Raw genomic sequence first — 24,471 nt, 5'->3', positions numbered from 1 at the left:
CGCGTCCCTCAGGCCGCCAGCCGAGGCGTACGCTGCGCCGGGGCCGCGTCGGCAGACGGCCGGGCAGCGATCTCGTCGGCCCAGTGCAGCACTTCCATACGCCCGTCGAAATGCTCGACCAGCGCCGTGCATCCTTCGACCCAGTCGCCATCGTTATAATATTCGATACCGGCAATTTCGCGGACTTCGGCGTTGTGGATATGGCCGCACACCACGCCGTCCACGCCACGTGCGCCTGCCTCGTGCGCCACCACTTCCTCGAACTTCGAAATGAACTCGACGGCGTTCTTCACCTTGTGCTTGGCCATTTTCGACAGCGACCAATAGGGAAGATCAAACCAGTTGCGGACCTTGTTGACCCACAGGTTCAGGCTCATCAACGCATGATAGGCCGCGTCGCCGACGAAGGCGAGCCAACGGTGGGCGAGCATGATCGTGTCGAACTCGTCACCATGCAGCACCAGCAACTTTCGACCGTCAGCAGTTTCGTGGATTGCCTTGCGCCGGATTTCCACGCCACCGAAATTGAGTCCGGTGAACTGGCGGAACATCTCGTCATGATTGCCCGGAATGTAGACGACGCGCGTACCGCGCTTCGCCCGCTTCATGATCCGCCAGACGATATCGTTATGGGTCGCGGGCCAGTAGAACTTTTTCTTCAGCCGCCACCCATCGATGATATCGCCCACCAGATACATGGTTTCGCTGTCGACATTGTCGAGAAAATCGATGAGCATGGCCGCGTTGCAACCGCGCGTACCCAGGTGAATGTCGGAAATCCAGATTGTCCGGTAACGACGCCGTCCCGCGACATCGGCTTCCGGCACCAGAAGATCGACCTCATGCAGTTCATCAACATCGGCGAGGAACGGAAGTCGGGTAATCGTATCCATGCAAACCCCCAAGGGATGATGTCCTTGGACGCGAAGCACTAGCCACATTCTGTTACAATTTGAGTTGAAATATGACGGAAATGCTACGTTTCAGCGGGTTAGGACACCGCTCGCGGGTCCGTCATTCGATACGCAGCACAATTTTTCCGACATGGTCGCCCGCTTCCATGCGGGCATGGGCGGCCGCGGCGTCTTTGAGTGGATAGCAGCGGTCCATCGCCGGACGCAATTCGCCCGCTACGACGTGCGGCCATACATTGCGGGCCAGCTCGTCCGCTACCAGCCCCTTGAAGGCAACCGATCGCGCGCGCAGCGTCGACCCGGTGAGGGTCAGCCGCCGTTGCATGATCTGCGGTATGAAGATTTCGGCTTTTGGCCCGCCCAGCACGGCGATCGACACATGCCGCCCGTCAGGGGCGAGGCAGGCGAGGTTCCGGGGTACATAGTCCCCGCCCACCATGTCGAGCACGGCCTGGACCCCCTCGTCTTGCGTGATCCGCATGACCTCTGCCACGAAATCTGCGCTGCGATAGTTGATTGCATGGCTCGCGCCCCAGTCGAGCGCCGCCTTGCACTTGGCATCCGAACCGCAGGTCACGATGATGGCGATGCCGAACAGGCGGCACAGGCTGATGGCCATCGTCGCGATGCCGCTGGTGCCGCCATGCACCAGGACCGTGTCACCGGCGACGACATAGGCCCGCTCGAACAGATTGGTCCAGACGGTGAAGAGGGTTTCGGGCAACGCCGCTGCCTCGACCATATCATAGCCGTGCGGCACCGGCAGGCACTGGCGGACCGGCGCGAGCGCATATTCGGCATAGCCGCCGCCTGTGATGAGTGCACATACAGCCTGCCCGACAAGCGATGTGTCGCTGTCCGACCCGACGGCCACAACCGTGCCGGAAACTTCAAGCCCGGGAATATCGGACGCGCCTGGCGGCGGCGGATATTTCCCCTGTCGCTGAAGAACATCGGGGCGGTTGACCCCGGCCGCGTGGACCTGGATCAACACCTCGCCGTCGGCAGGCGAAGGTACGGCACGCGTTTCAGGAACAAGCACCTCGGGACCACCGGGTTTGGCAATGGTGATAGCGGTCATCGTTTCAGCGATGGTTGGCGACACCGCAGGCGAAGATGGGTCTTCAATTGCCACAGGCTGTTCTCCCTGACCCGATGCTGCATTGCCGCAGAAAACAGGTTGTGCCGTTGGCGCCCTTATTGACAGAGTGCCAATATGGGTCAACATTCGCGAGATGGACATCGACGAAAATCTGCCACGCAAGGCTGATGATATTCTGGCTGCACTGACGCGGCAGGATCTCGATCCGTTGTCGGTCGCCGATCTGGACGCACGCATGGAAACGCTGCGCGCGGAAATTGCGCGGACGCAACAGCGACGTGACTATGCCGTCGCCCATATGGCCAGCGCAGAGGCCTTGTTCCGCAAATGACCTTGGAATGGGCTGCCCTACCCCTCCGGCACAAGAGCGGAAGAGCGCAGCCAAAAGTCATGGAACGGCAAGCGAGACCCGCTCTCAGATTGCGATCCCTTGATCGTCTGCCATGCGATGCCGACATTGGGTTCAGGTCGCCCGTCTCATGGGCACAGGAGTAAAACACATGCCTTCCTTCGCCGCCGCGCTTGAAACCACATTGCACAACGCGCTGACCCATGCATCGGAACGGCGTCACGAATATGCGACGCTGGAGCATCTTTTGCTGGCGCTGATCGATGACGATCATGCCTCGAAGGTCATGCAGGCCTGCGGCGTTGACCTGGGCGAACTCGGCGATGCGGTGACACAGTATCTCGACACTGAGCTCGATAGCCTGAAGGTCGAGGGCGCGACCGACCCCTCCCCCACCAGCGGTTTCCAGCGCGTCGTGCAACGCGCGATCCTGCATGTGCAGTCGTCGGGCAAGGACGAAGTGACCGGCGCCAACGTGCTGGTGGCGCTGTTTTCGGAACGCGAAAGCTACGCCGTCTACTTCCTGCAACAGCAGGATATGAGCCGCCTCGACGCGGTCAGTTTCTTGAGCCATGGCGTCGGCAAGGGAACCGCCGCGCCCGAACCGCGAGAGGTCAAGGGCGCCGTGGAAGACGAGAAGAAGCAGGACAGCAAGGGCAAGAAGGACAGTGCGCTCGACCAGTTCACGGTCAACCTCAACGAGAAGGCGCAGAAGGGCAAGGTTGATCCGCTAATCGGGCGCAGCGCGGAAGTGGATCGCACGATCCAGATTCTGTGTCGCCGGTCGAAGAACAACCCGCTCTATGTCGGCGATCCCGGCGTCGGCAAGACGGCGATTGCCGAAGGACTGGCGCGTAAGATCGTCGAGGGCGAAGTGCCCGAAGTGCTGAAGAACGCGGTCATATACTCGCTCGACATGGGCGCGCTGCTCGCCGGCACGCGCTATCGTGGCGATTTCGAGGAGCGACTGAAGGCCGTCGTCAACGAGCTGGAAAAGATGCCCGATGCGGTGCTCTTCATCGACGAGATTCATACCGTGATCGGCGCAGGCGCGACCAGCGGCGGGGCGATGGACGCCTCCAATCTGCTCAAGCCGGCCTTGTCGGGCGGCACCATCCGCTGCATCGGCTCGACCACCTACAAGGAGTTTCGCAATCATTTCGAAAAGGACCGCGCGCTGCTGCGCCGGTTCCAGAAGATTGACGTGAACGAACCGACCATCGAGGATACGATCAAGATTCTGGCCGGGCTGCGCAGCGCCTTCGAGGATCATCATCACGTCAAATATACACCTGATGCCATCAAGGCGGCAGTGGAACTCTCCGCGCGCTACATCAACGACCGCAAATTGCCCGACAAGGCGATCGACGTGATCGACGAGGTCGGCGCGATGCAGATGCTGGTGATCCCGTCGAAGCGCAAGAAGACGATCACGCCCAAGGAAATTGAGGCCGTGATCGCCACCATGGCGCGCATCCCGCCCAAGACGGTTTCGTCGGATGACAAGACCGTGCTGGAAACGCTCTCCACGGACCTGAAGCGAGTCGTCTTCGGCCAGGACAAGGCGATCCAAGTGCTGTCGTCGGCGATCAAGCTGAGCCGCGCAGGCCTGCGCGATCCTGACAAGCCGATCGGCAATTATCTGTTCTCCGGCCCGACCGGCGTCGGCAAGACGGAAGTGGCGCGGCAACTCGCCCAGTTGCTCGGCATCCCGCTCCAGCGGTTCGACATGTCGGAATATATGGAACGGCATTCGGTCAGCCGCCTGATCGGCGCACCCCCGGGCTATGTCGGCTACGATCAGGGTGGCCTGCTGACCGACGCCATTGACCAGCAGCCGCATTGCGTGCTGCTGCTCGACGAAATCGAAAAGGCGCATCCCGACCTGTTCAACATCCTGTTGCAGGTGATGGATAACGGCCGCCTGACCGACCATCACGGCAAGACAGTCGACTTCCGCAATGTCATTCTCATCATGACCACCAATGCCGGTGCGTCGGACATGGAAAGGGAAGGCATCGGCTTCGGCACCCTCACCCGCGACGATGTGGGCGAGGAAGCGGTAAAGAAGCTGTTCACGCCCGAGTTCCGCAACCGCCTGGATGCGATCGTGCCGTTTGCCTATCTGCCGACCGAAGTCGTCGCCCGCGTGGTCGACAAGTTCGTGCTGCAACTCGAACTGCAACTGGCCGACCGCGAAGTCCATATCACGCTGGACGACGAGGCGAAGGACTGGCTGACGAAGCGCGGTTACGACAAGCTCTATGGTGCGCGCCCGATGGGCCGTCTGATGCAGGAGAAGATCAAGCAACCGCTGGCCGAGGAACTGCTGTTCGGCAAGCTTGTCCACGGCGGCGAAGTCCATGTCCGCCTGAAGGACGATGCCCTCGCCTTCGAGATCATTCCCGCCGCCCCGAAAAAGGGGAAAAAGGGCGGAAAGCCGAAGGCCGCTGTCAAGGCGAAGTAGGCTGCCTGCATGATGGACTTGCATGCCTCTGCCCATAGCCCCGGATGAAGGGAGGGCGGTGCCGGATGGCATCGTCCTCCTTCACGGCTTTGGCGGCCACCCAATCCAGACCACCCTGCTGGCGCGACGCCTGCGCCAATCCGGCTATTATGTTGCCAACATCGGTTACCCAAGCTGGCGTTGGCCCATCGATCGCGTGATCGACCATCTTTACAGGCGTATAAGTGCTTCCCCGGTCATTGACGGCAGGCAATTACATTTCATTGGTCATTCCATGGGCGGCCTTATTCTGCGTGCCTACCTTGCGCAGCATCGCCCGGTCAATATGGGCAGAGTCGTGATGCTAGGCACGCCTAATGGCGGCAGTGAACTGGCCGACCTTCTTTACCGGCTGCGACTTCATACGCTTATTCTTAACAAGGCTGGGGACCTGCTGCGAACGAAACGCCCTGACATGATCGAGGCCGCTCTTGGCCACATCGACTACCCGCTCGGTATTATCGCGGGAGAAAGCACGTTCAACGGCTTCCTCCCAAATATCGTTTTTGGTGCTCCCAATGACGGCAAGGTTAGCGTTGCTGCCACACATCTTCTAGCCCAAACCGATCATCTCGTTCTGCCGGTCACCCACACAGCCATGATTTATGCACGTCCAGTTGCCCAAAACATAGTCCATTTCCTGCGGCATGGCAGATTTCACAGACCTGCGGCGTAGCATCAGGACAAGCAACCAATACCTCGACAGTCCGTGATCCCCGACACAGCGCAATTTCCCTGAAGCGCGCAAAAGCCATTCATGCTATGCCACCGCCATAACAAAAGTCGGGCGCATATCTGCTGGTTTTCCATGGGGATTCTGACCGATGCCTAGTCTGTTCCGTTCACGCCTTGCCCGCCTCTCTGCCGCGAGTGCCCTCGTTGCCCTTCTCGCCGCGCCGGGTGGCACGCAACAGTCGACCGCGCCGATCGCCCGTTACAGCATCGATGCCAGTACAACGTCCGGCATGGCCGCGATGGGCAGTGGCATGGGCGGGGCGATGTCGATGATGTTCGGCGGCGGCGGATCGAAAATGATCCACACGCTCGACCTGCGGCTTGGCTCGACACGTGCACCGGCAAGCGGCGAACCCAAGGCTGACCATTTCATGCCGGTCGGCGCCAAGCTCGGCAAGTCGGTTCCCCTGGTCACACCCCCGCCCGGTACGCCTGCGCCGCGCGAGGAGGACGACAAGGAGATGCCGCGCGATTTCCAGAAGCCCAAAGGTCGTCTGCTGATCTTCTGGGGTTGCGGCGCAAAGGCGCCGAAAGGGCAGCCGGTCGTGATCGATTTCGCGAAGGTGGCCGCAGGTGAGGTGCCACCGGGCCTCTTCACGTCAGGCGTGAACATTCCCGCCGACTGGGCGATCCGCCTTGCCAACAGCAAGACTTATGGCGCGTGGCCCAACGGCAAGGACCGCAAGACCGTTTCGGCCGAAAGCTCGCTGATCGGCGAGCATCGCATTGCGGGCAATTATTCGCCGGAAATCAAGTTCAGCCTTGCCCAGGATTTCATGCCCGCAATAACGGGCAAGGCCAGCGATATCGCCGGCGGCGCGACGATGCTGAGCTGGAACAGCGTCACCAGCGCGACGGGCTATTATGCCTGGACGATGGGCTTCAATCCGGGGCCGGACGGACAGGCGAACGACATGGTTTGGTGGTCGTCCTCCGCCAGCCAGAACTTCGGCGGCGCATTGTGGGACTGGATCGCGCCTGCCACCGTCAGCCGCCTCATTACCCAGAAAGTCGTGATGCCACCCAGCCAGACGAGCTGCATCATGCCCGCCGAAGTGAAACAGGCCGCAAGTCAGTTCGTGATGGGCAATCTGTACGCGTACGGGCCGGAAGCGAATTTCGCCTATCCCCCCCGCCCGGCCGATCCCAAGATTGTGTGGAAGCCCGAATGGACCGCGCGGGTGCGCTATCGCTCCAATACCATGTGGTTCATCAACGGCCCGGATATGGGCGGCGCGATGGCGCGCGGCGGCGAAGGCAGCGCATCGAGCAACAGTGGCGACGCGCCGAAAAAGAAGAAGAAATGTGGTGGTGGCATCGGCGGTATGCTGGCGGGTGCCGCGGGCCTCAGTTGCTGAATGGAGTAGCTCTCCCTTCGCCCGTGCGCCCTGCACCCGTCGAAGCCTGTCCCGAGCGCCTGCCGCAGGAGGGCAGTCGAAGGGGGTAAGTCCGGGCGAAGCGAAGGCACTTCACTTCGCCCAGCGTAGGGCTTTGACAAGCTCAGCCGGAACGGAATAACGGGAAGCGGCAACCCGCCACTTGCACGACTGTAAAAATCCATCATGGTGTCGCTCATTCAAAAGACATGAAAAAGGGCGACATCATGCTACGCAAATCCCTGATTTCCCTTCTGCTTCTCGGTGCCTCGATCCCCGCCTTCGCCGCGCCGGGCGATATGCCAAGCCGCCTGCTGGAGGGGCGCGATCTCTTCGCGCTGGAAGTCGCCACCGATCCGCAGATCAGCCCGGACGGCAAGACAATCGCTTATGTGCGCAGGTCAGGTGACATCATGACCGATCGCGCGCGCAGCAGCATCTGGCTGATCGATGTGGCGTCGGGCCAGCAAACCCCGATAGCTGCGGGGTCTTCGGGCAATGCCAGCCAGCCGCGCTGGTCGCCTGATGGAAAGCGGATCGCCTATGTCGCCAGCGAGCCGGGCGGCAAGCCGCAGTTGTTCGTCCGCTGGATGACCGATCACGCGACGGCGCGTGTCACCGGCCTGCCCGATGCGCCGGACTCGATCACCTGGTCGCCAGACGGCCGCCAGATCGCCTATGTCATGCGCGTGGCAGGCGAAGGGCTGAAGCTTGGCAAAGCACCCGACAAGCCCGAAGGCGCGCAATGGGCGCCGCCGCTCGAAATCATCGACCGGGTGGATTATCGCAACGATGGCGGTGGCTATGTGCAACCGGGCTACGACCATACCTTCATTGTCCCGGCGGACGGCGGTGCACCGCGCCAGATCAGCTTCGGCTCCTACCACGACGGCGGACCGCTGTCCTTCACCCCGGATGGCAAGGCAATCCTGTTTGCAGCGGTGCGCAAACCCGATTGGGAACAGCAAATATTCGACAGCGAAATCTACGCGCTGGATATTGCGTCGGGCGCGATCAGGCCGCTGACGAACCGTGTCGGTCCCGATCGCGCGCCCGTCGTGTCGCCCGACGGACGGCTTGTGGCCTATCTCGGCTATGACGACAAGCGCATGGCCTATGAAACGACCGAATTGTCGATCATGAACCGGGATGGCAGCGGATCGCGCACTATCACTGCCAAACTGGATCGGAGCATCGACAAGGTGCAATGGGCTGCGGACGGCAGGAGTCTGTATGCCCTCTATGATCGTGAAGGCATAAACCGGGTTGCCCGGATATCGCTGGACGGCACAGTGACAGAAGTCGCCAGCGGCCTTGCAGGTGGCGGGCTTGACCGTCCGTACAGTGGTGGCGACTTTACGGTGTCGAACAATGGTGCCATCGCCTTTACCGGCGGCTCGCCCTATCGGCCGGCCGATGTGTCGGTGGTCGTCGGCGGCCGCACCCGGCAAGTAACGCGGCTCAACGACAATCTGCTGGCGGCCAAGACACTGGGAGAAGTCAAGGAATTGGCGGTCAAGGCCCCCGATGGCCGCACGGTCCCTGCATGGCTGGTGACACCGCCGGGTTATCAACCGGGAACACGGGTACCAATGATCCTCGAAATCCATGGCGGCCCGGCCACCGCCTACGGCCCGACCTTCGCTACCGATATCCAGCTCTATGCCGCTGCGGGCTATGCCGTACTCTACACCAATCCGCGTGGATCAACATCTTATGGCGAAGAGTTCGCGCAGCTTATTCATCACAAATATCCCGGCGACGACTATGGCGACCTGATCGCGGCAGTCGATGCGGCCATCGCGGCAGGTGTTGCAGACCCCGACAATCTGTTCGTTACGGGCGGGTCCGGCGGCGGCGTGCTGACAAGCTGGATCGTCGGCAAGACGGACCGTTTCAAGGCGGCTGCCACGCAGAAGCCAGTGATCAACTGGATCAGCGAGGCGCTGACAATGGACAACACCTTGTTCACTTCGCGATACTGGTTCGAGAAGAAGCCGTGGGAGGACCCGATGTCCTACTGGAACCGTTCGCCGCTCAGCCTCGTCGGCAACGTCAAAACGCCCACGATGGTGGTCGTGGGCAGCGAGGATTACCGCACGCCGGTAAGCGAGTCGGAGCAATATTATGCCGCGCTCCAGATTCAGGGGGTGCCGACCGCGCTGGTCAAGGTGCCAGGTGCAAGCCATGGGGGCTTTACCGCGCGCCCATCGCAATCTGCCGCAAAGGCGGCTGCGATCCTGGCGTGGTTCGATAAATATCGGACCCAGTCCACACGCTGATTGGATCGGGCGATCGTTCGTGATATGTTCCTTTCCTGACGACAGGAGGATGACCGATGGCCGATACGATAATCTTCTACACCAACCCCATGTCGCGGGGGCAGATCGCGCGTTGGATGCTGGAAGAAGTGGGCGCACCTTATGAGCAGGTTCTGCTCGACTATGGCACCACCATGAAAGCGCCGGAATATCTGGCGATCAATCCGATGGGAAAGGTGCCGGCAATTGTCCACGACGGCAGGGTCGTGACCGAATGCGCCGCGATTTGCGCCTATCTTGCCGATGCCTTCCCCGATGCGGGGCTGGCACCACCGATCAATGACCGCGCCGATTATTATCGCTGGCTGTTTTTCGGAGCCGGGCCGGTGGAGGCGGCCGTCACCAATCGCGCGATGGACTGGGACGTCCCGGCCGACAAACAGATGATGGCGGGCTACGGCAGTTTCGATGCGACGATGGACGGGCTTGAAGCCGCGTTAACTGGCAAGAGCTGGATGTGCGGCGCGCAGTTCACGGCCACCGATGTCTATGTCGGTGCGCAGATCGATTGGGGCCTCGCATTCGGATCGATGCCGTCGCGACCGGCCTTTGCGGATTATGTAGCGCGCTTGAGGGAACGTCCCGCTTACCAGAGGCAGAAGGCGATCGATGATGCGCTGATCGCGGAGGCGCAGGGCAAGAAGGATGGCCCTTCGCCGGGATAACGAACCATCTAGACGATCAAACCCTCCGGCAATTGCGTGCCGGAGGGTTTTGACCTCGTGCCGACCACGATCAGTTACCAACGATCACCTTGGCGTCAGTGGTAGATGCATCAGCGTAGCGGCCCTTGGTTTCGGCGCGCGCGATGGCTGTGCGCACGGGTTTGGCGACATTGTCCAGCGCCTTCTCGCGACACAGCATCACTTCGCGTACCGTGGTGGCGGCGCACACTTGCGAAGCAGCCTTGCGCAGGCGCTTGTCGAGCGCCTGACGGCCCGATGCCTGCGTGAGGTCCAGGTCGTCGTAGCGGACTTCGGCGGTACGGCCATTGGAAACAAAGTCGCCGGCAAAGGCCGGGGAACCGGCGACCAGGGCCGCGGCGAAAGCAAAGCCTGCGGTCGCGGCCTTGGTCTTGGTGGTGAATGCGAACATTTGTGACTCTCCTTCAAATATGGTGGTCCTGGGTGCCCGAAGATGCTGTCCTGGCTTGGGGGCGACAGCGGCTTCGGGGCCGACGAACCGTTGATCTGCCAATCGCGACGATCCGTCCTGCCACGCCTTTTTAGATGTCAATTAAGAGCATCGCCTGGATACTTCGACCGGCAGCGAACCGGTTCGGCGGGCGACAGGCATACCGACGAACGACGGTACGGCAGCGACCAACGGTCGTTTGTCCACCAGACGAATGACAGCGTCAGATCGATCGTGGCGGAAAACACGATGGGGGAAGGCACATGACGGAAGCGGTGCTCGGCGCCACGCTGATCGCAGATACAAAGACGCCCCCGGTGCAAGGGAAGACCGGGGGCGTATCCTGCTCATGCTGTCGGGCACTTCAGGATCTCTGTATTCGCTTGTACGCGATATCCATTTCGACATCGCGGTCGTCTTGACAATAGCGCCTTATCATCATTGGCATAGCGACGCTTCGACCGGAGTTGACGTGCCTCTGCAAACGACTTGGCTATCGACTAACACCATCATGGTAACGACGAACGACATGCCGATCCGCTATGACAGTGGCACGTTGCTGTAATAAGTCCAATGGTCCGTAAGGGCATTTTCACGGAATAACTTGGCCGCCCAGCATCACCAGCGGTTGCTTTTCGAGTACGCGGATATCGACCAGCGGATCGCCATCCACTGCGATCAGATCGGCATAGCGCCCTGCGGCAATGGCGCCGATATCGTCGCTACGCCCCATCAATGCCGCGGCACTGCTCGTCGCGGCCTGGATGGCCTGCATCGCTGTCATGCCATGCCGCACCATATAGGCGAACTGCCGCGCATTGAGACCGTGCGGATAAACGCCCGCATCAGTGCCGAAGCCGATCCGAACGCCTGCCTTGACTGCCTTTGCGAAACCGTCGCGCTGCGCCTGCGTCGTTTCCCTGTTCTTGCGCAGATATTCCGCCGGCCAGCCTTCCTGTGTTCCGACAGCGTCAATATAGTCGCCGTTGTAGATATCCATGACGAGCCAAACGCCCCTGGCCTTCGCAAGCGTGATGGCCGCATCGTCGATCAGGCTGGCATGTTCGATGGAGCGCGCGCCGGCGCGGATCGCCGTCTTTATCCCTTCGGCGCCATGTGCATGCACGGTGACATAGCTGTCATGGGCGCGCGCCACGGCAACAGCTGCGGCAATCTCTTCGCCTGTCATCTCCTCGGTGCCGGGTTCCGTACCGATCGCCAGCACTGCGCCGGTGCCTATGATCTTGAGATGATCGACCCCGGCGGTGAACAGCGCCTCCGCCTTTTCGCGCACCTGGGCTGCACCCCGCGCCACGCCCAGCCGCATATCGGGTGGCACTGCCATCCCGGCGGGAAGCCCGGTGATTTCCCCGCCGCCGCCAGGGATCGTGAGATACGCGCCCGCAACCGCCATGCGCGGACCGGGGATCAGGCCCTGGGCAATGCCATCGCGGACAACCACGTCGGTCAGCCCCCGATAGGTGCCGACATCGCGCACCGTCGTGAATCCCGCCTTCAGCGTCAGTCGCGCATTGCGCGCGCCCAGCAATGCGGTCTCTGCCGGACCGGTTTTCACCGGCAAAGCAACGTCGCTGGACGTGCCGGTATCGGCAATGTGCGTGTGCAGGTCGATCAAACCCGGCAGCACCGTGCGTTCGCTCCAGTCGATCACCCGCGATCCCGGCGGCGGCAGCGTCCAGGGGCCGACATCGACGATGCGTCCCGCGCGGATGGTGATCCGCCGATCGTCGAGCATTTGCCCCGCCAGAACATCGATCATCCGGCCGGCATGCACATAGACGTCCTGCGCGCAGACGCGAGGTGCCAAGCCTATCTGCAACAGCAGCGCCATGACTGTCCCAATGCACCTGAGACGCGCGTTCGCCCACCGGTTCGCCACGATCATGCTTCCTCCTCCGCCCGCCTATGCGCTCGCGCACGGCATTCTCCCGCCAATTCATACGCTCGTCCAGCGTTTGCGTGTCGATATTTGGCCATGTGTCTTTGAACGCGGGAAAAATCAATGTATGCCAATGGGCTACAACGAGCCGCGCAGGCGATAGCGGCCAGAACGGGGACACGGCATCATGTTCAGCAGCTTCCTCGACGACTATATGCCGCATGGTTACTGTCTGCTGTGGCGGCCGGAGCTGGTCTGGACGCATGTGGTGTCCGACGCGCTGATCGCTCTCGCCTATTTTTCCATTCCCATTGCCCTCATCCGCTTCATACGCGCGCGGCGGGATATCCAGTTCGGCGGCATTTTCTGGCTTTTCGCGATCTTCATCATGGCATGCGGCACGACGCATATCATGGCGATATGGACCTTGTGGAACGGCGATTACGGGATAGAGGCGCTGATCAAGGTGGTCACTGCCATCGCGTCGGTGCTGACGGCTATCGTGCTCTGGCCACTTATCCCCAAGGCACTCGCGCTGCCCTCCACGGCGCAGTTGCGCACGGCCAACGACGCCCTTGCCTCACGTATTGCAGAACGCGACGCGGCGCTTTCGGCACTGCGCATCGAGGAAGAGGAACGGCGCAAGGCCGAGGCTGCCCTGCTGCAATCCCGCAAGATCGAGGCTGTCGGGCAACTGACCGGCGGCATCGCCCATGATTTCAACAATCTGCTTCAGGCGGTGGCCGGCAATATCGAACTGATCGCCTTGCATGGGAGTGGACATGACAAGATTGCGCGGCTTGCCAGCAATGCCACTGCTGCACTCGATCGCGGACGGACGCTGACCAGCCAGTTGCTTGCCTTCTCCCGCATTCAGCGCCTGGAACTCAAGCCGGTCCGGGTTGGACTCATCATCACCGGCATGAGCGATCTTCTCCAGCGCACCCTGGGTCCGCAGATCCGCTACTCGCTGGAAGGTACGGATGAGGGCCTGGCGGTAATGGCAGACCGGACGCAACTGGAACTGGCGTTGCTCAATCTTGCCATCAATAGTCGCGACGCAATGCCGCAAGGCGGTCAGCTTTCGATCACCGCCGCGCCTTATCATCAGCCGCAGGATGAGGACGACTTGCCTGCGGGCGAATATGTCGACATCGTCGTCGCCGACACCGGAATCGGCATGCCTGCCGATGTGCTGGAGCGCGCGTTCGAACCGTTCTTCACGACCAAGCCGGTCGGCAAGGGCACCGGGCTTGGCCTGTCGATGGTGTTTGGCATCGCCCGCCAATCGGGCGGCACGCTGCTGATCGATTCGCAGGAAGGCAATGGCACGCGCGTTACGCTGCGCCTCCGTAGGGTTGCGCAAGCAACCGAAACCACCGCACCCAATGCGGTAGCGTCGAGCCCCGAACGGCTGGACGCCATCCGCATCCTGGTGATCGATGATGACACAGCCGTACGAGAAACAGTCGTCGAGGCGCTGGAAGCGATGGGGGCAGCAGTCCAGGAAGCCGCTCGCGGTACCACGGGCATAGCCATGGCCGAAGCGGAGGATTACGATATCGTACTTCTCGATTTCGCCATGCCGGACATGAATGGCGCCGCCGTTGCGCAGGCCATCGCCAAGAAGCGGCCACGCCTGCCCATCATTTTCGCCAGCGGCTATGCCGATACCGACGCGCTCGATGCGGCGATGGATGGTGCAGTCACGATGCTGCGCAAGCCATTTTCGCATCGCGATCTGGTAACCGCCATTCTGTCCGCCCTGCGCAACGTCAACTAGGGCCGCTGCCGCGTCGGTCTGTGGCACAGACGGTCGGCATCATCATGCGTTGCAGACTGGTCAGCCGATACCCATCTGACTGACGCGAGGCTGCTTGCGTCACCCGAACAAATATGGAACAACGCCACCCATGCTGACTCATATTGCCGTGCGTGGAGCGCGCGAACATAACCTCAAGGGCGTGGACGTCGATCTCCCGCGGGACAGTTTGATCGTCATCACAGGCCTTTCCGGTTCCGGCAAATCCAGCCTGGCATTCGATACCATTTATGCAGAGGGGCAGCGCCGGTACGTCGAATCTCTGTCCGCCTATGCGCGGCAATTCCTCGAAATGATGCAGAAGCCCGATGTCGAGCATATCGATGGTCTGTCGCCCGCGATCAGCATCGAGCAGAAGACGACCAGCCGCAATCCGCGATCGACCGTTGCGACGGTTACGGAAATCTATGACTATATGCGCCTGCTGTGGGCACGGGTCGGAGTGCCCTATTCGCCTGCAACCGGCCTGCCGATCAGCGCACAGACCGTCAGCCAGATGGTTGACCGGGTCATGCAACTGCCCGAAGGGACACGCTTCTTCCTGCTGGCTCCGGCCGTTCGCGGGCGCAAGGGCGAATATCGCAAGGAACTGGCGGAATGGCAGAAAGCCGGGTTCACGCGCGTCCGTATCGACGGTGAAATGTTCGAAATCGACGACGCACCAACGCTCGACAAGAAGCTCAAACATGACATCGAAGTGGTCGTCGATCGCATCGCCGTGCGCCACGACATCCAGACGCGCCTCGCCGAAAGTTTCGAAACGGCGCTGAAACTGGCGGAAGGCCTTGCCTATGTCGATCTGGCGGACGGCAATGTCCCGGGTCGCGACGATGACACCCCGGCCTCGGGGAAGATGAAGAACACCGGCATACCCGCCAATCGCATCGTCTTTTCTGAAAAGTTCGCCTGTCCGGTCAGCGGCTTCACGATCGCGGAAATCGAACCTCGGCTGTTTTCGTTCAATGCGCCGCAAGGTGCCTGCCCCGCATGCGACGGCCTGGGCGAAAAGCTGCTGTTCGACAGCCAGTTGGTCGTACCGAACGAAGACCTCAGCCTTAAGAAAGGCGCGATCGTCCCCTGGGCGAAATCCAACCCGCCCAGCCCCTATTACATGCAGGTGCTCGGGTCGCTCGCGCGCGAGTTCGGTTTTTCACTCGATACGCCGTGGCGCGACCTGCCCGGCGAAGTGCAGCTCATCATCCTGCATGGTACAGGCGGCAAGGCCGTGACCTTGCGCTTTCAGGATGGCAAGAAGTCCTACGAAGTCAAAAAGGCGTTCGAGGGCGTCATCGGCAACCTCAATCGCCGCATGCTTCAGACGGAAAGCGCCTGGATGCGTGAGGAGCTTTCGAAATATCAGACCGCGCAGCCCTGCGAAACATGCGGTGGCGCGCGCCTGAAGCCCGAGGCGCTGGCGGTCAAGATCGCCGGTGAGGATATTTCCATTTCGACCCGCCGCAGCGTGGTGGATGCTTTGGCCTTTTTCACAGACCTGCCTACGCATCTGAACGACCAGCAGAACCAGATCGCGAAGGCGATCCTCAAGGAAATCGTCGAACGCCTCGGTTTCCTCAACAATGTCGGCCTTGATTATCTCAATCTCGATCGCACGTCGGGCACTTTGTCCGGCGGGGAAAGCCAGCGCATCCGGCTTGCCTCGCAAATCGGATCGGGTCTGTCCGGTGTGCTCTACGTTCTCGACGAACCTTCGATCGGGCTGCATCAGCGGGATAACGACCGGCTGCTCATCACGCTGAAGCGGCTGCGCGACCTTGGCAACACCGTGATCGTCGTCGAGCATGACGAGGACGCCATCCGCACGGCTGATTATATCGTCGATATGGGGCCGGGTGCCGGTGTTCATGGCGGTACGGTGGTGGCGCGCGGCACGCTGGAGGAGATACTGACCAGCAGCGACAGTCTGACTGCCGACTATCTGAACGGGACGCGCAGGATCGAGGTGCCGACGAAGCGTCGGAAGGGATCGGGTAAAAAACTGACCGTCCATAATGCCCGCGCCAACAACTTGCGCGGCGTCACGGCGTCGATCCCGCTCGGCACCGTCACCTGCATCACTGGCGTCTCCGGGTCGGGCAAGTCCAGCTTCACGATCGACACGCTTTATGCGGCGTCGGCCCGTGCGCTAAACGGCGCGCGTATCGTTGCAGGTGCGCATGACAAGGTGACGGGTCTCGAATATTGCGACAAGGTGATTGATATCGACCAGTCGCCAATCGGACGTACCCCGCGCTCCAATCCCGCGACCTATACCGGCAGCTTCACCAACATTCGCGACTGGTTCGCCGGCCTTCCCGAGGCGCAAGCCCGCGGATACAAGCCCGGCCGTTTCAGCTTCAACGTCAAGGGCGGGCGCTGCGAGGCATGCCAAGGCGACGGTCTTATCAAGATCGAGATGCACTTTCTGCCCGACGTCTATGTCACATGCGATGTATGCCATGGCGCGCGTTACAACCGTGAAACGCTGGAAGTGAAGTTCAAAGGCAAGTCGATCGCCGATGTGCTGGACATGACGGTTGAGGATGCCGTCGAGTTTTTCAAGGCGGTGCCGCCCATCCGGGACAAGATGGCAATGCTGGCGGAAGTCGGCCTGGGTTATGTCAAGGTCGGGCAGCAGGCGACGACCTTGTCAGGCGGCGAAGCGCAACGCGTCAAGCTCGCCAAGGAGCTTTCGCGCCGCGCCACCGGCAATACGCTCTACATTCTCGACGAGCCGACCACCGGCCTGCATTTCGAGGATGTCCGCAAGCTGCTCGAAGTGCTGCATGCGCTGGTCGATCAGGGCAACAGCGTGGTGGTGATCGAACATAATCTGGATGTCATTAAGACTGCCGACTGGATCATCGACATGGGACCGGAAGGTGGCGTGAAAGGCGGTGAAGTCGTGGCGGAGGGAACGCCGGAGACAGTCGCCCGCAATCCCCGCAGCTTCACCGGCCATTATCTGCGGCCCATGTTGGGCATGGCGGAGGATGCGAAGGCAGCCGTCGGCAGCCGCTGATATCTGCGCCTTTACAATCTGCTGACCGATCGCTGCCTCGCCCTGCCAGTAGAGGCTTGTGCCAAACCTTTGCACGGCCGAGCGAAGCAAGGCTGCGCAAATTGGCGGATGACGGGGAGGCAGCGCATTGATAGGGAGCGCCGTCCCCCCGGAGGCCCCTGTGAACGCACATCCCTCGATCGAAATCTGCACGCTCACCCTGCAATGCGAGGACCGGCCCGGCCTGGTCGCCGATGTCGCGGGTTTCCTTGCCCGCCACGGGGGCAACATCACGGACGCGCAGCAGTTCAACGATATGCTGAACCGGCGTTTCTTCATGCGTGTGGAATATGAGGTCGCAAGTGGTAATGTAGACGCGATGCGCGCGGCATTCCCCGCCATTGCCGCACCACGCGCGATGCAATGGAATATCCGTCGCCGCAGCAGTCGCCAGAAGGTTCTGCTGATGGTCAGCAAGTTCGACCATTGTCTCGGCGACCTGCTGTACCGGTGGAGGATCGGTGAGTTGGCCATGGATGTGGTGGGCATCGTCGGCAATCACCCGGAGACTGCTCTGGCCACGCCGCTGATCGGGGACATTCCGTTTCACTATCTCCCCGTCACGCCGGACAGCAAGATGCAGCAGGAGGCGCAGATCAAGGCTCTGGTATCCGGGACCGGTGCCGATCTTGTCGTACTGGCGCGCTATATGCAGATATTGAGCGACGATCTTGCCGCCTTTCTGTCAGGCCGCTGCATCAACATCCACCACAGCTTCCTGCCCGGGTTCAAAGGCGCGAAGCCCTATCATCAGGCACATGCGCGTGGCGTGAAGATGATCGGCGCGACCGCACATTATGTGACCGCAGACCTGGATGAAGGACCGATCATCCATCAGGATGTAGAGGCGATCAGCCATGCCGACACGGCCGAAGATCTTGTCCGGAAAGGCCGGGATATCGAGCGGCGCGTCCTGGCGACCGCCGTGCAACATCATCTTCAGGGACGTGTCTTCCTGAACGACAGCAGGACGGTGGTGTTCAAAGCCTGATGCTTAATGGCCGCTGTGTTCCGCGCTTGTGGAACCGGCAGCACCAGCCTTTTGAACGACGGCATCCACGATGATGCGATCGCCGTTGGAAAACAGGAATGTCAGCGGCACCTTTCCCTGCGCGATCGCTTCGGGATTGACGCCCCACAGCATGATATGCTTGCCGCCGGGTGCGAACGCGACCTGCGTGTTCGCGGCCACGGCAACCGAATCGATCGGCTGCATCGTCATCTTGCCGTCTTTCTCGACGCTCTCATGCATTTCGACGCGCAGGGCACGATCGGTCATGACGCCACGCAATTCCACGGCGGCTTCCCCGCCATGCACCACGAAGTAACCGGCGGACGGCGTGTCCTTGTTCGGGCTGACACGGATCCAGGCCTGATCGACGAACAGCGGCGGCGGATCGGCGCAAGCAGCGAGGAATTGCGGCACCAGGACCAGGACGATCAGCGCAAGCATCTTGCGGAATACAGGCATCGGCATTTTCCTTCCCTTCGCCGCAGCGCCAAGCCATTGGTACATAGTCCCGTTTTGGGTTACCGTTTCGGGGCGGCGGGCTGATGCGTTGCTCCCTAATGCGCGCCGCTTCTTGTGCCAAGCAAAAGCACCCCTATATCGAAATCCGAGACGGTGCTTGCCTTGGCATGATGTGCAGGGCAAGGCCGCTAACCGCTGAACATCTTGGGGTTAAAGAGGACATACATGGCTAAAGTTATCGGGATTGATCTGGGGACCACCAACAGCTGCGTCGCAGTGATGGACGGCGGCAAGCCGAAGGTAATCGAAAATGCGGAAGGCGCGCGCACCACGCCGTCGATCGTCGCCTTCACAAAGGATGGTGAGCGACTGATAGGGCAGCCCGCCAAGCGTCAGGCCGTTACCAACCCGGAAAACACGATTTTTGCTGTCAAGCGCCTTATCGGACGCCGGTTCGACGATCCGCTGACCAAGAAAGACATGGAACTGGTCCCCTATGCCATTGCCAAGGGCCCTAATGGCGATGCCTGGGTAAAGGCCGGTGGCGAGGATTATTCTCCGTCGCAGATTTCTGCCTTCACGCTTCAGAAGATGAAGGAAACTGCCGAGAGCTATCTGGGCGAAACGGTGACGCAGGCGGTCATCACCGTGCCTGCATATTTCAACGATGCGCAGCGTCAGGCGACGAAAGACGCCGGCAAGATTGCCGGCCTTGAAGTGTTGCGCATCATCAATGAACCGACCGCAGCGGCGCTCGCTTATGGTCTCGACAAGCAGGATGGCAAGACCATCGCGGTCTATGACCTCGGCGGCGGCACCTTCGACATTTCGATCCTCGAAATCGGCGACGGTGTGTTCGAAGTGAAATCGACCAACGGCGACACCTTCCTGGGCGGCGAAGACTTTGACTCGAAAGTCGTCGAATATCTCGCCGAGAGCTTCCGCAAGGAAGAAGGCATCGACCTCACCAAGGACAAGCTCGCGCTCCAGCGGCTCAAGGAAGCGGCCGAAAAGGCGAAGATCGAACTGTCTTCGGCGCAGACGACCGAAGTCAACCTGCCCTTCATCACCGCTGACCAGAATGGTCCGAAGCATCTGGTGAAGACGATCACGCGCGCGGATCTTGAAAAGCTGGTCGCGGACCTGATCAAGCGAACGATGGAACCCTGCAAGAAGGCGATGGCCGATGCTGGTGTGTCGGCGTCGGACATCAGCGAAGTGGTGCTCGTCGGCGGCATGACCCGCATGCCCAAGGTGCGGGAAGCGGTGAAGGAGTTTTTCGGCAAGGAGCCGCACACTGGCGTCAATCCGGACGAAGTCGTTGCCATGGGCGCGGCCATTCAGGCCGGTGTGCTTCAGGGTGATGTCAAGGACGTGCTGTTGCTTGACGTCACGCCGCTGTCGCTCGGCATCGAAACGCTGGGTGGCGTGTTCACGCGCATGATCGATCGCAACACGACGATTCCCGCGAAGAAGAGCCAGGTCTATTCGACGGCGGACGACAACCAGCAAGCCGTGACGATCCGCGTGTTCCAAGGCGAACGTGAAATGGCGGCCGACAACAAGCTGCTGGGTCAGTTCGACCTGGTCGGCATCCCTCCCGCGCCCCGCGGTGTGCCGCAGATCGAAGTGATGTTCGATATCGATGCCAACGGCCTTGTCAGCGTATCGGCCAAGGACAAGGGCACCGGCAAGGAACAGCAGATCAAGATTCAGGCGTCGGGCGGCCTTTCGGATGCAGACATCGACCAGATGGTCAAGGATGCGGAGCAGTTTGCCGAAGAGGACAAGAAGCGGCGTGAAGCGGCGGAAGCGAAGAACAACGCCGAAAGCTTGATCCACACGACCGAACGCCAGATCGAGGAGCATGGCGACAAGATCGACGCTTCGCTGAAGTCTGAGATCGAAACCGCGATTGCGGCGGCGAAGTCTGCGGTAGAGAGCGGTGATATCGAAGCTATGAAGACGAAGGCGCAGGAACTGGCAACCGTCGCCATGAAGCTGGGCCAGGCGATCTACGAGAAGGAGCAGGCCGCAGGCGCGTCTCCCGGTGCCGACACGGCAAGCAAGGCGGATGACGGGGTCGTCGATGCCGAGTTTTCCGAAGTGGACGAAGACAGCAAGGCGTAACGAAAATCCCTCCCTCTTTCCGTTGGGGAAGAGGGCGGGGAAGCGGGGGATGGACGATGGCGGTACTATCATGGGCGTGAACGTCACGTACGTGGGTATCGCCTCGCCCTCCCCTCTTTCCTGAAGGGGCGAAGGGCACTATGAGCACCGAAGTCGACTATTACGAATTGCTGGAAGTCGAGCGGACGGCCGACGATGCCGCTTTGAAAAGCGCGTATCGCCGCCTCGCGATGAAATATCATCCGGACAAGACCGGCGGCTGCACCGATAGCGAGGCCAAGTTCAAGGCGGTCAGCGAAGCCTATGAAGTCCTGAAGGACCCGCAAAAGCGCGCCGCTTATGATCGGTTCGGCCATGCCGCATTCCAGAATGGTGGCGGTGGCGGATTTCGTGGCGGTGCAGGCGGCTTTTCCGACCTCGGCGACATCTTCGAAACCATTTTCGGCCAGGCAGGGTTCGGCGGCGGCGGGCGGCAGACCAGCCGCCGTGGCGCGGACCTGCGTTACGATCTCGAAATCACGCTGGAAGACGCCTATCATGGCAAGGCGACGGAAATTTCCGTCGAGGTCTCCGCGCCGTGCGACACATGCGATGGTTCCGGTGCAAAGCCGGGCACGGGCGCAAAGACCTGCGGCACTTGCGGGGGTCATGGGCAAGTTCGCGCGCAGCAGGGCTTTTTCGTCGTCGAACGGACCTGCCCATCCTGTCATGGTGCCGGGAAAGTGATCGAAAGCCCGTGCGGCAGTTGTCGCGGCGAAGGGCGGGTCGATCGCCAGAAGACGCTATCTGTCGATATTCCCGCCGGGGTCGATGAAGGTACCCGTATTCGGCTGACGGGCGAAGGTGAAGCGGGTGCACGCGGCGCACCCGCGGGCGATCTCTACATTTTCCTGCACGTCAAGCGACACGGCATTTTCGAGCGTGAGGGCACCACGCTGTTCTGCCGTGCACCGGTCAGCTTCACGACGGCGGCACTGGGCGGCACGATCGAAGTGCCCGGATTGGACCGTGTTGCGCATGCCATCCGCATTCCACCCGGCATCCAGTCGGGCAAACAGTTGCGGCAACGCGGCGCGGGCATGCCCGTGCTCAACGGGCGCGGCCATGGCGACATGGTGGTGCAGATCGATGTCGAGACACCGACCCGTCTCACCGCGAAGCAGAAAGAATTGCTTGAAGCTTTCCGGGAAACGGAAACCGGCGAAGAATGTCCACAGTCCACAGGATTTTTTAGCAAAATCAAGGATTTACTTGGATAAGCGAGGCAGCTGTTATGTCACCCGATTTCCTTGCGAAGGCTCGCGATCAGATCGGTTATCAGCGTCAGCCGCTCTGACTCCTCGTCCAGGATCGCATGGAACAGTGCCTTGCGATAATAGTCGATGCGTTCGGCGGGCAACGCAGCGTCCGCAGGCAAAGTCGATAGCAGGATATCGATAAGCCGCTCCGCGCCATGCAGCCTTCCCCATAAATAGTCGTTTTCACGATAGGCGCGGCTGAAAAAAGCACCAAAATTGTTGAACTCCATGCCGCGCAGCGTCGCAGCGGCGTCTGCCGGACGAATGGCGGAACAATCCTCGGGCGATATCCTGTCGACCTTCACCGGATCATATTCGTCCAGCCCTTCGCCCTGCAGTAGAGGCAGCGTCGCGATATCGTAAAAGGGAAAACCGAGATAGGCGAGCAGCATCTGCCGACGCTCCGCTTTGGGCAATCCCCACAAAGCATCAGAGAGCAAAGCCTCTGCGATGTCATCGCAAGCCCGCAAATCCCGTGCCGCCGCCAGCCTCGCCAGGGCAGTTGCGGGATCGGCGCGCGCCTCATCGATAACCGAGATAAAGTCGTCGGGATAATATTCGGCATTTTCGCGCACGGTATAAAGTGCCAGCCCGCCATAGATCGCATCATGCATAGCGGTGAGTGCCTGTGGCGATGCCGCGCAGGCACTCTCCAGCATTTCGGCCAATCGACGCGCCAGGAAGCGCAGGCGACGAATGCGGAAACCCAGATCATGGTCGCGGAAAAACTGGATGACGTCCGCATTGACCGTTTCGCGCCCGGCCCCGTTCATTTGGTCCAACCCGGCGTGGCGCGTGTGCGCGACCAACGCCCGCTGAACGGCATTGCGCTGGACGGCGCCATCGTCAGCAGCCAGACGGACAAACAGATCGGTAATCTCGTCGATGATGCCCGACAGTTTGAGATGCCCGTAGGCTGGATAGGCAAAGCCCGCCGCGCTCGCGGCGCGCGCTTGCGCCTTAGCGCGCCAGCTCGCAAGTCGGCCAGGCGTCGGCCGATCAAGGAACAGCGTGCCGCCGAAGCTGCTTTCCACATCCTGCTCGATCTGCGGACGCAGCGCGGCGATGATCTGCCGCATCCGCTCGATCCGATGGGATCGCCCGGCAATAGCATCCAGATTGTCGCGGATGGGCTGTTCACGAGGAATGTCGCTCAGCGCACCGAAGATCGTACGAAAGAAACCGGGTAGCGGCGGCACCTCCCCCACTTCGAGAGGTTTCGGCTCGCCGCTGCGTGTCAGGCGAATGCTCCGGCTTTGCGGCTTGGGATCGATGTAGACGAACCGTCGGTCGACTTCGCGGCGCGAAGGCCGGTTGCGCAGCGCGCCGATCGCCTGCGCAAAAGGGGCGTTGGCCAGCACCGATCCGTCGATGAGTACCGCATCCTCGGCCTTGCCCAAAGCCCAATGGCGCGGCAGAACGCGCGCCAGAAAGGCATTGCGTCCCGTCCACGGACGCTTGCGCTCTGCCAGAACGCCGTCCAGTTCGCGCACCGTGAAGGGCGGGAAAGCCCCCGGAAAGCTGGCCGTAGCGCGTGCCGCAAATGCCAGCTCGGCGGGATCGGCAAAGCGCCGCAGGCTGCGGTCCTGCCCCCACGCCGAAAAGCCGATCGACAGGCGATGCTCCGTCTCGATGACATGGGCCGGACTGTGGAGCGTCAGGCTCTGCGGATAGCCGTCGAAATCGGTCACCGTCACGAACAGGTCGAGCGGGTGCCCCGGCGGCAGCAGTGGATCACCGCATGGCGCGCGTTCCATGGCTTCGAACGCATCGATCAGCATGTTGCTGAACACCGCCCCGCCGAACGGCGGCTCGAACCAGCGCGAACGGATGAAGCGCGAAAGCTTCATCCGCACTTCCTCCCGCGTTTCCGGGGCAACCGTCCGCTCGACGGTATCGCCGGGGCGGCGCGCAGCCATCCAGACCAGCGGAGACGCCCAGAACTTGGTAAAGCGGGCGGCGGGCCGTGCGTCAGGGTCCAGCAGCCGGTCGATATCGGCATAATCCATCCACAGATCGGTCAGCGGGTCGAGCGACTGGCCGGTCTCGATCGCCTGCGCCAGGAAAATGCCGTTGATGCCGCCCGCGCTTGCCCCGGCGATGATATCGGGAATGATGCGCAGGCGGGTGCCCGTAGCCGCCTCGATTTCCGCAATCAGAGCGCAATATACCGCACGGGAATTGCCCCAACTTCCCTCTGCCTGTGGAGGCGGAATTGCGCCCTCATGATAATCACGGCTGGCGCGCGCCAGATGCCAGATTTCCTTGGTGATGCCGTGCATGTAGATGGCAAGGCTGATGCCGCCGTAGCAGACCAGCGCCAGCCGAAGCTCCTTTTCCCTCATCGGCCACCTC

General features: G+C 61.3%; 17 protein-coding genes. 11 read left to right on the top strand and 6 right to left on the bottom strand.

Going from position 1 to position 24,471, the window contains the following annotated elements; translation table 11 throughout:
• Positions 1–8 precede the first annotated feature (8 nt).
• Positions 9–893 carry a UDP-2,3-diacylglucosamine diphosphatase gene (locus tag ENE74_RS14140; protein ID WP_127691576.1) on the bottom strand — a complete coding sequence of 295 codons (885 nt, stop codon included), beginning with the start codon at positions 891–893 and terminating at the stop codon, positions 9–11.
• 121 nt (positions 894–1,014) lie between these two features.
• Positions 1,015–1,995, bottom strand: a complete 981-nt coding sequence (locus tag ENE74_RS14135) for an NAD(P)H-quinone oxidoreductase (protein ID WP_127691630.1) — start codon at positions 1,993–1,995, stop codon at positions 1,015–1,017.
• 154 nt (positions 1,996–2,149) lie between these two features.
• Here ENE74_RS14135 and ENE74_RS14130 point away from each other — a divergent pair, with 154 nt between their 5' ends.
• The 6 genes from ENE74_RS14130 (at position 2,150) to ENE74_RS14105 (ending at position 9,968) form a co-directional block, all read left to right on the top strand.
• On the top strand, positions 2,150–2,347 hold the full coding sequence (locus tag ENE74_RS14130) for a DUF1192 domain-containing protein (protein ID WP_127691575.1): 198 nt from the start codon (positions 2,150–2,152) through the stop codon (positions 2,345–2,347).
• Between the two features lie 169 nt (positions 2,348–2,516).
• Positions 2,517–4,832, top strand: coding sequence for an ATP-dependent Clp protease ATP-binding subunit ClpA (gene clpA, locus ENE74_RS14125; protein ID WP_127691574.1), 2,316 nt, complete (start codon positions 2,517–2,519; stop codon positions 4,830–4,832).
• 22 nt (positions 4,833–4,854) lie between these two features.
• Positions 4,855–5,547: an esterase/lipase family protein gene (locus tag ENE74_RS14120; protein WP_127691573.1), complete on the top strand. Its 693-nt coding sequence runs from the start codon at positions 4,855–4,857 to the stop codon at positions 5,545–5,547.
• 148 nt (positions 5,548–5,695) lie between these two features.
• A complete protein-coding gene (locus tag ENE74_RS14115; RefSeq protein ID WP_127691572.1) occupies positions 5,696–6,964 on the top strand; it encodes a hypothetical protein in 1,269 nt (422 codons plus the stop codon).
• A 227-nt stretch (positions 6,965–7,191) separates the two neighbouring features.
• Positions 7,192–9,264 (top strand): alpha/beta hydrolase family protein, encoded by a 2,073-nt coding sequence (locus ENE74_RS14110; RefSeq protein ID WP_241242012.1) that lies wholly within the window; start codon positions 7,192–7,194, stop codon positions 9,262–9,264.
• Positions 9,265–9,320: 56 nt separating this feature from the next.
• Complete coding sequence (locus ENE74_RS14105) at positions 9,321–9,968, top strand: glutathione S-transferase family protein (protein ID WP_127691571.1); 648 nt, start codon at positions 9,321–9,323, stop codon at positions 9,966–9,968.
• Between the two features lie 70 nt (positions 9,969–10,038).
• Here the strand turns inward: ENE74_RS14105 and ENE74_RS14100 are convergent, their stop codons facing one another.
• Together ENE74_RS14100 and ENE74_RS14095 are read right to left on the bottom strand one after the other, a co-directional pair.
• Entirely contained in the window at positions 10,039–10,398 is a 360-nt protein-coding gene (locus ENE74_RS14100; protein WP_127691570.1) for a UrcA family protein, read from the bottom strand.
• A gap of 631 nt (positions 10,399–11,029) precedes the next feature.
• Complete coding sequence (locus ENE74_RS14095) at positions 11,030–12,289, bottom strand: metal-dependent hydrolase family protein (protein WP_164847485.1); 1,260 nt, start codon at positions 12,287–12,289, stop codon at positions 11,030–11,032.
• A gap of 235 nt (positions 12,290–12,524) precedes the next feature.
• On the opposite strand from ENE74_RS14095, the gene ENE74_RS14090 reads away from it, so the two are divergent.
• The 3 genes from ENE74_RS14090 (at position 12,525) to purU (ending at position 18,208) form a co-directional block, all read left to right on the top strand.
• Positions 12,525–14,120: a response regulator gene (locus ENE74_RS14090; RefSeq protein WP_127691569.1), complete on the top strand. Its 1,596-nt coding sequence runs from the start codon at positions 12,525–12,527 to the stop codon at positions 14,118–14,120.
• 130 nt (positions 14,121–14,250) lie between these two features.
• Complete coding sequence (gene uvrA / locus ENE74_RS14085) at positions 14,251–17,178, top strand: excinuclease ABC subunit UvrA (protein WP_127691568.1); 2,928 nt, start codon at positions 14,251–14,253, stop codon at positions 17,176–17,178.
• 160 nt (positions 17,179–17,338) lie between these two features.
• Positions 17,339–18,208, top strand: a complete 870-nt coding sequence (purU, locus tag ENE74_RS14080) for a formyltetrahydrofolate deformylase (RefSeq protein ID WP_241242011.1) — start codon at positions 17,339–17,341, stop codon at positions 18,206–18,208.
• A gap of 3 nt (positions 18,209–18,211) precedes the next feature.
• Here purU and ENE74_RS14075 read toward each other — a convergent pair whose 3' ends face one another.
• Positions 18,212–18,688 (bottom strand): copper chaperone PCu(A)C, encoded by a 477-nt coding sequence (locus ENE74_RS14075; RefSeq protein WP_241242010.1) that lies wholly within the window; start codon positions 18,686–18,688, stop codon positions 18,212–18,214.
• Positions 18,689–18,913: 225 nt separating this feature from the next.
• On the opposite strand from ENE74_RS14075, the gene dnaK reads away from it, so the two are divergent.
• Entirely contained in the window at positions 18,914–20,818 is a 1,905-nt protein-coding gene (dnaK, locus tag ENE74_RS14070; RefSeq protein WP_127691567.1) for a molecular chaperone DnaK, read from the top strand.
• A gap of 140 nt (positions 20,819–20,958) precedes the next feature.
• A complete protein-coding gene (gene dnaJ, locus ENE74_RS14065) occupies positions 20,959–22,077 on the top strand; it encodes a molecular chaperone DnaJ (protein WP_127691566.1) in 1,119 nt (372 codons plus the stop codon).
• A 17-nt stretch (positions 22,078–22,094) separates the two neighbouring features.
• Here the strand turns inward: dnaJ and ENE74_RS14060 are convergent, their stop codons facing one another.
• Positions 22,095–24,461, bottom strand: a complete 2,367-nt coding sequence (locus ENE74_RS14060) for a patatin-like protein (protein ID WP_127691565.1) — start codon at positions 24,459–24,461, stop codon at positions 22,095–22,097.
• Between the last annotated feature and the right edge of the window lie 10 nt (positions 24,462–24,471).

The sequence above is a fragment of the Sphingobium algorifonticola genome (assembly GCF_004005485.1).
Lineage (GTDB): Bacteria > Pseudomonadota > Alphaproteobacteria > Sphingomonadales > Sphingomonadaceae > Sphingobium > Sphingobium algorifonticola.
Note: the sequence above shows the minus strand (reverse complement) of the source record. Positions and strands in the feature narration are given on the sequence as shown.

Coding starts and splice junctions, on each gene's coding strand:
- ENE74_RS14140 (WP_127691576.1), bottom strand. CDS start 893: ATGGATACGATTACCCGACTTCCGTTCCTCGCCGATGTTGATGAACTG.
- ENE74_RS14135 (WP_127691630.1), bottom strand. CDS start 1,995: ATGACCGCTATCACCATTGCCAAACCCGGTGGTCCCGAGGTGCTTGTT.
- ENE74_RS14130 (WP_127691575.1), top strand. CDS start 2,150: ATGGACATCGACGAAAATCTGCCACGCAAGGCTGATGATATTCTGGCT.
- clpA (WP_127691574.1), top strand. CDS start 2,517: ATGCCTTCCTTCGCCGCCGCGCTTGAAACCACATTGCACAACGCGCTG.
- ENE74_RS14120 (WP_127691573.1), top strand. CDS start 4,855: ATGCCTCTGCCCATAGCCCCGGATGAAGGGAGGGCGGTGCCGGATGGC.
- ENE74_RS14115 (WP_127691572.1), top strand. CDS start 5,696: ATGCCTAGTCTGTTCCGTTCACGCCTTGCCCGCCTCTCTGCCGCGAGT.
- ENE74_RS14110 (WP_241242012.1), top strand. CDS start 7,192: ATGAAAAAGGGCGACATCATGCTACGCAAATCCCTGATTTCCCTTCTG.
- ENE74_RS14105 (WP_127691571.1), top strand. CDS start 9,321: ATGGCCGATACGATAATCTTCTACACCAACCCCATGTCGCGGGGGCAG.
- ENE74_RS14100 (WP_127691570.1), bottom strand. CDS start 10,398: ATGTTCGCATTCACCACCAAGACCAAGGCCGCGACCGCAGGCTTTGCT.
- ENE74_RS14095 (WP_164847485.1), bottom strand. CDS start 12,289: ATGGCGCTGCTGTTGCAGATAGGCTTGGCACCTCGCGTCTGCGCGCAG.
- ENE74_RS14090 (WP_127691569.1), top strand. CDS start 12,525: ATGTTCAGCAGCTTCCTCGACGACTATATGCCGCATGGTTACTGTCTG.
- uvrA (WP_127691568.1), top strand. CDS start 14,251: ATGCTGACTCATATTGCCGTGCGTGGAGCGCGCGAACATAACCTCAAG.
- ENE74_RS14075 (WP_241242010.1), bottom strand. CDS start 18,688: ATGCCTGTATTCCGCAAGATGCTTGCGCTGATCGTCCTGGTCCTGGTG.
- dnaK (WP_127691567.1), top strand. CDS start 18,914: ATGGCTAAAGTTATCGGGATTGATCTGGGGACCACCAACAGCTGCGTC.
- dnaJ (WP_127691566.1), top strand. CDS start 20,959: ATGAGCACCGAAGTCGACTATTACGAATTGCTGGAAGTCGAGCGGACG.
- ENE74_RS14060 (WP_127691565.1), bottom strand. CDS start 24,461: ATGAGGGAAAAGGAGCTTCGGCTGGCGCTGGTCTGCTACGGCGGCATC.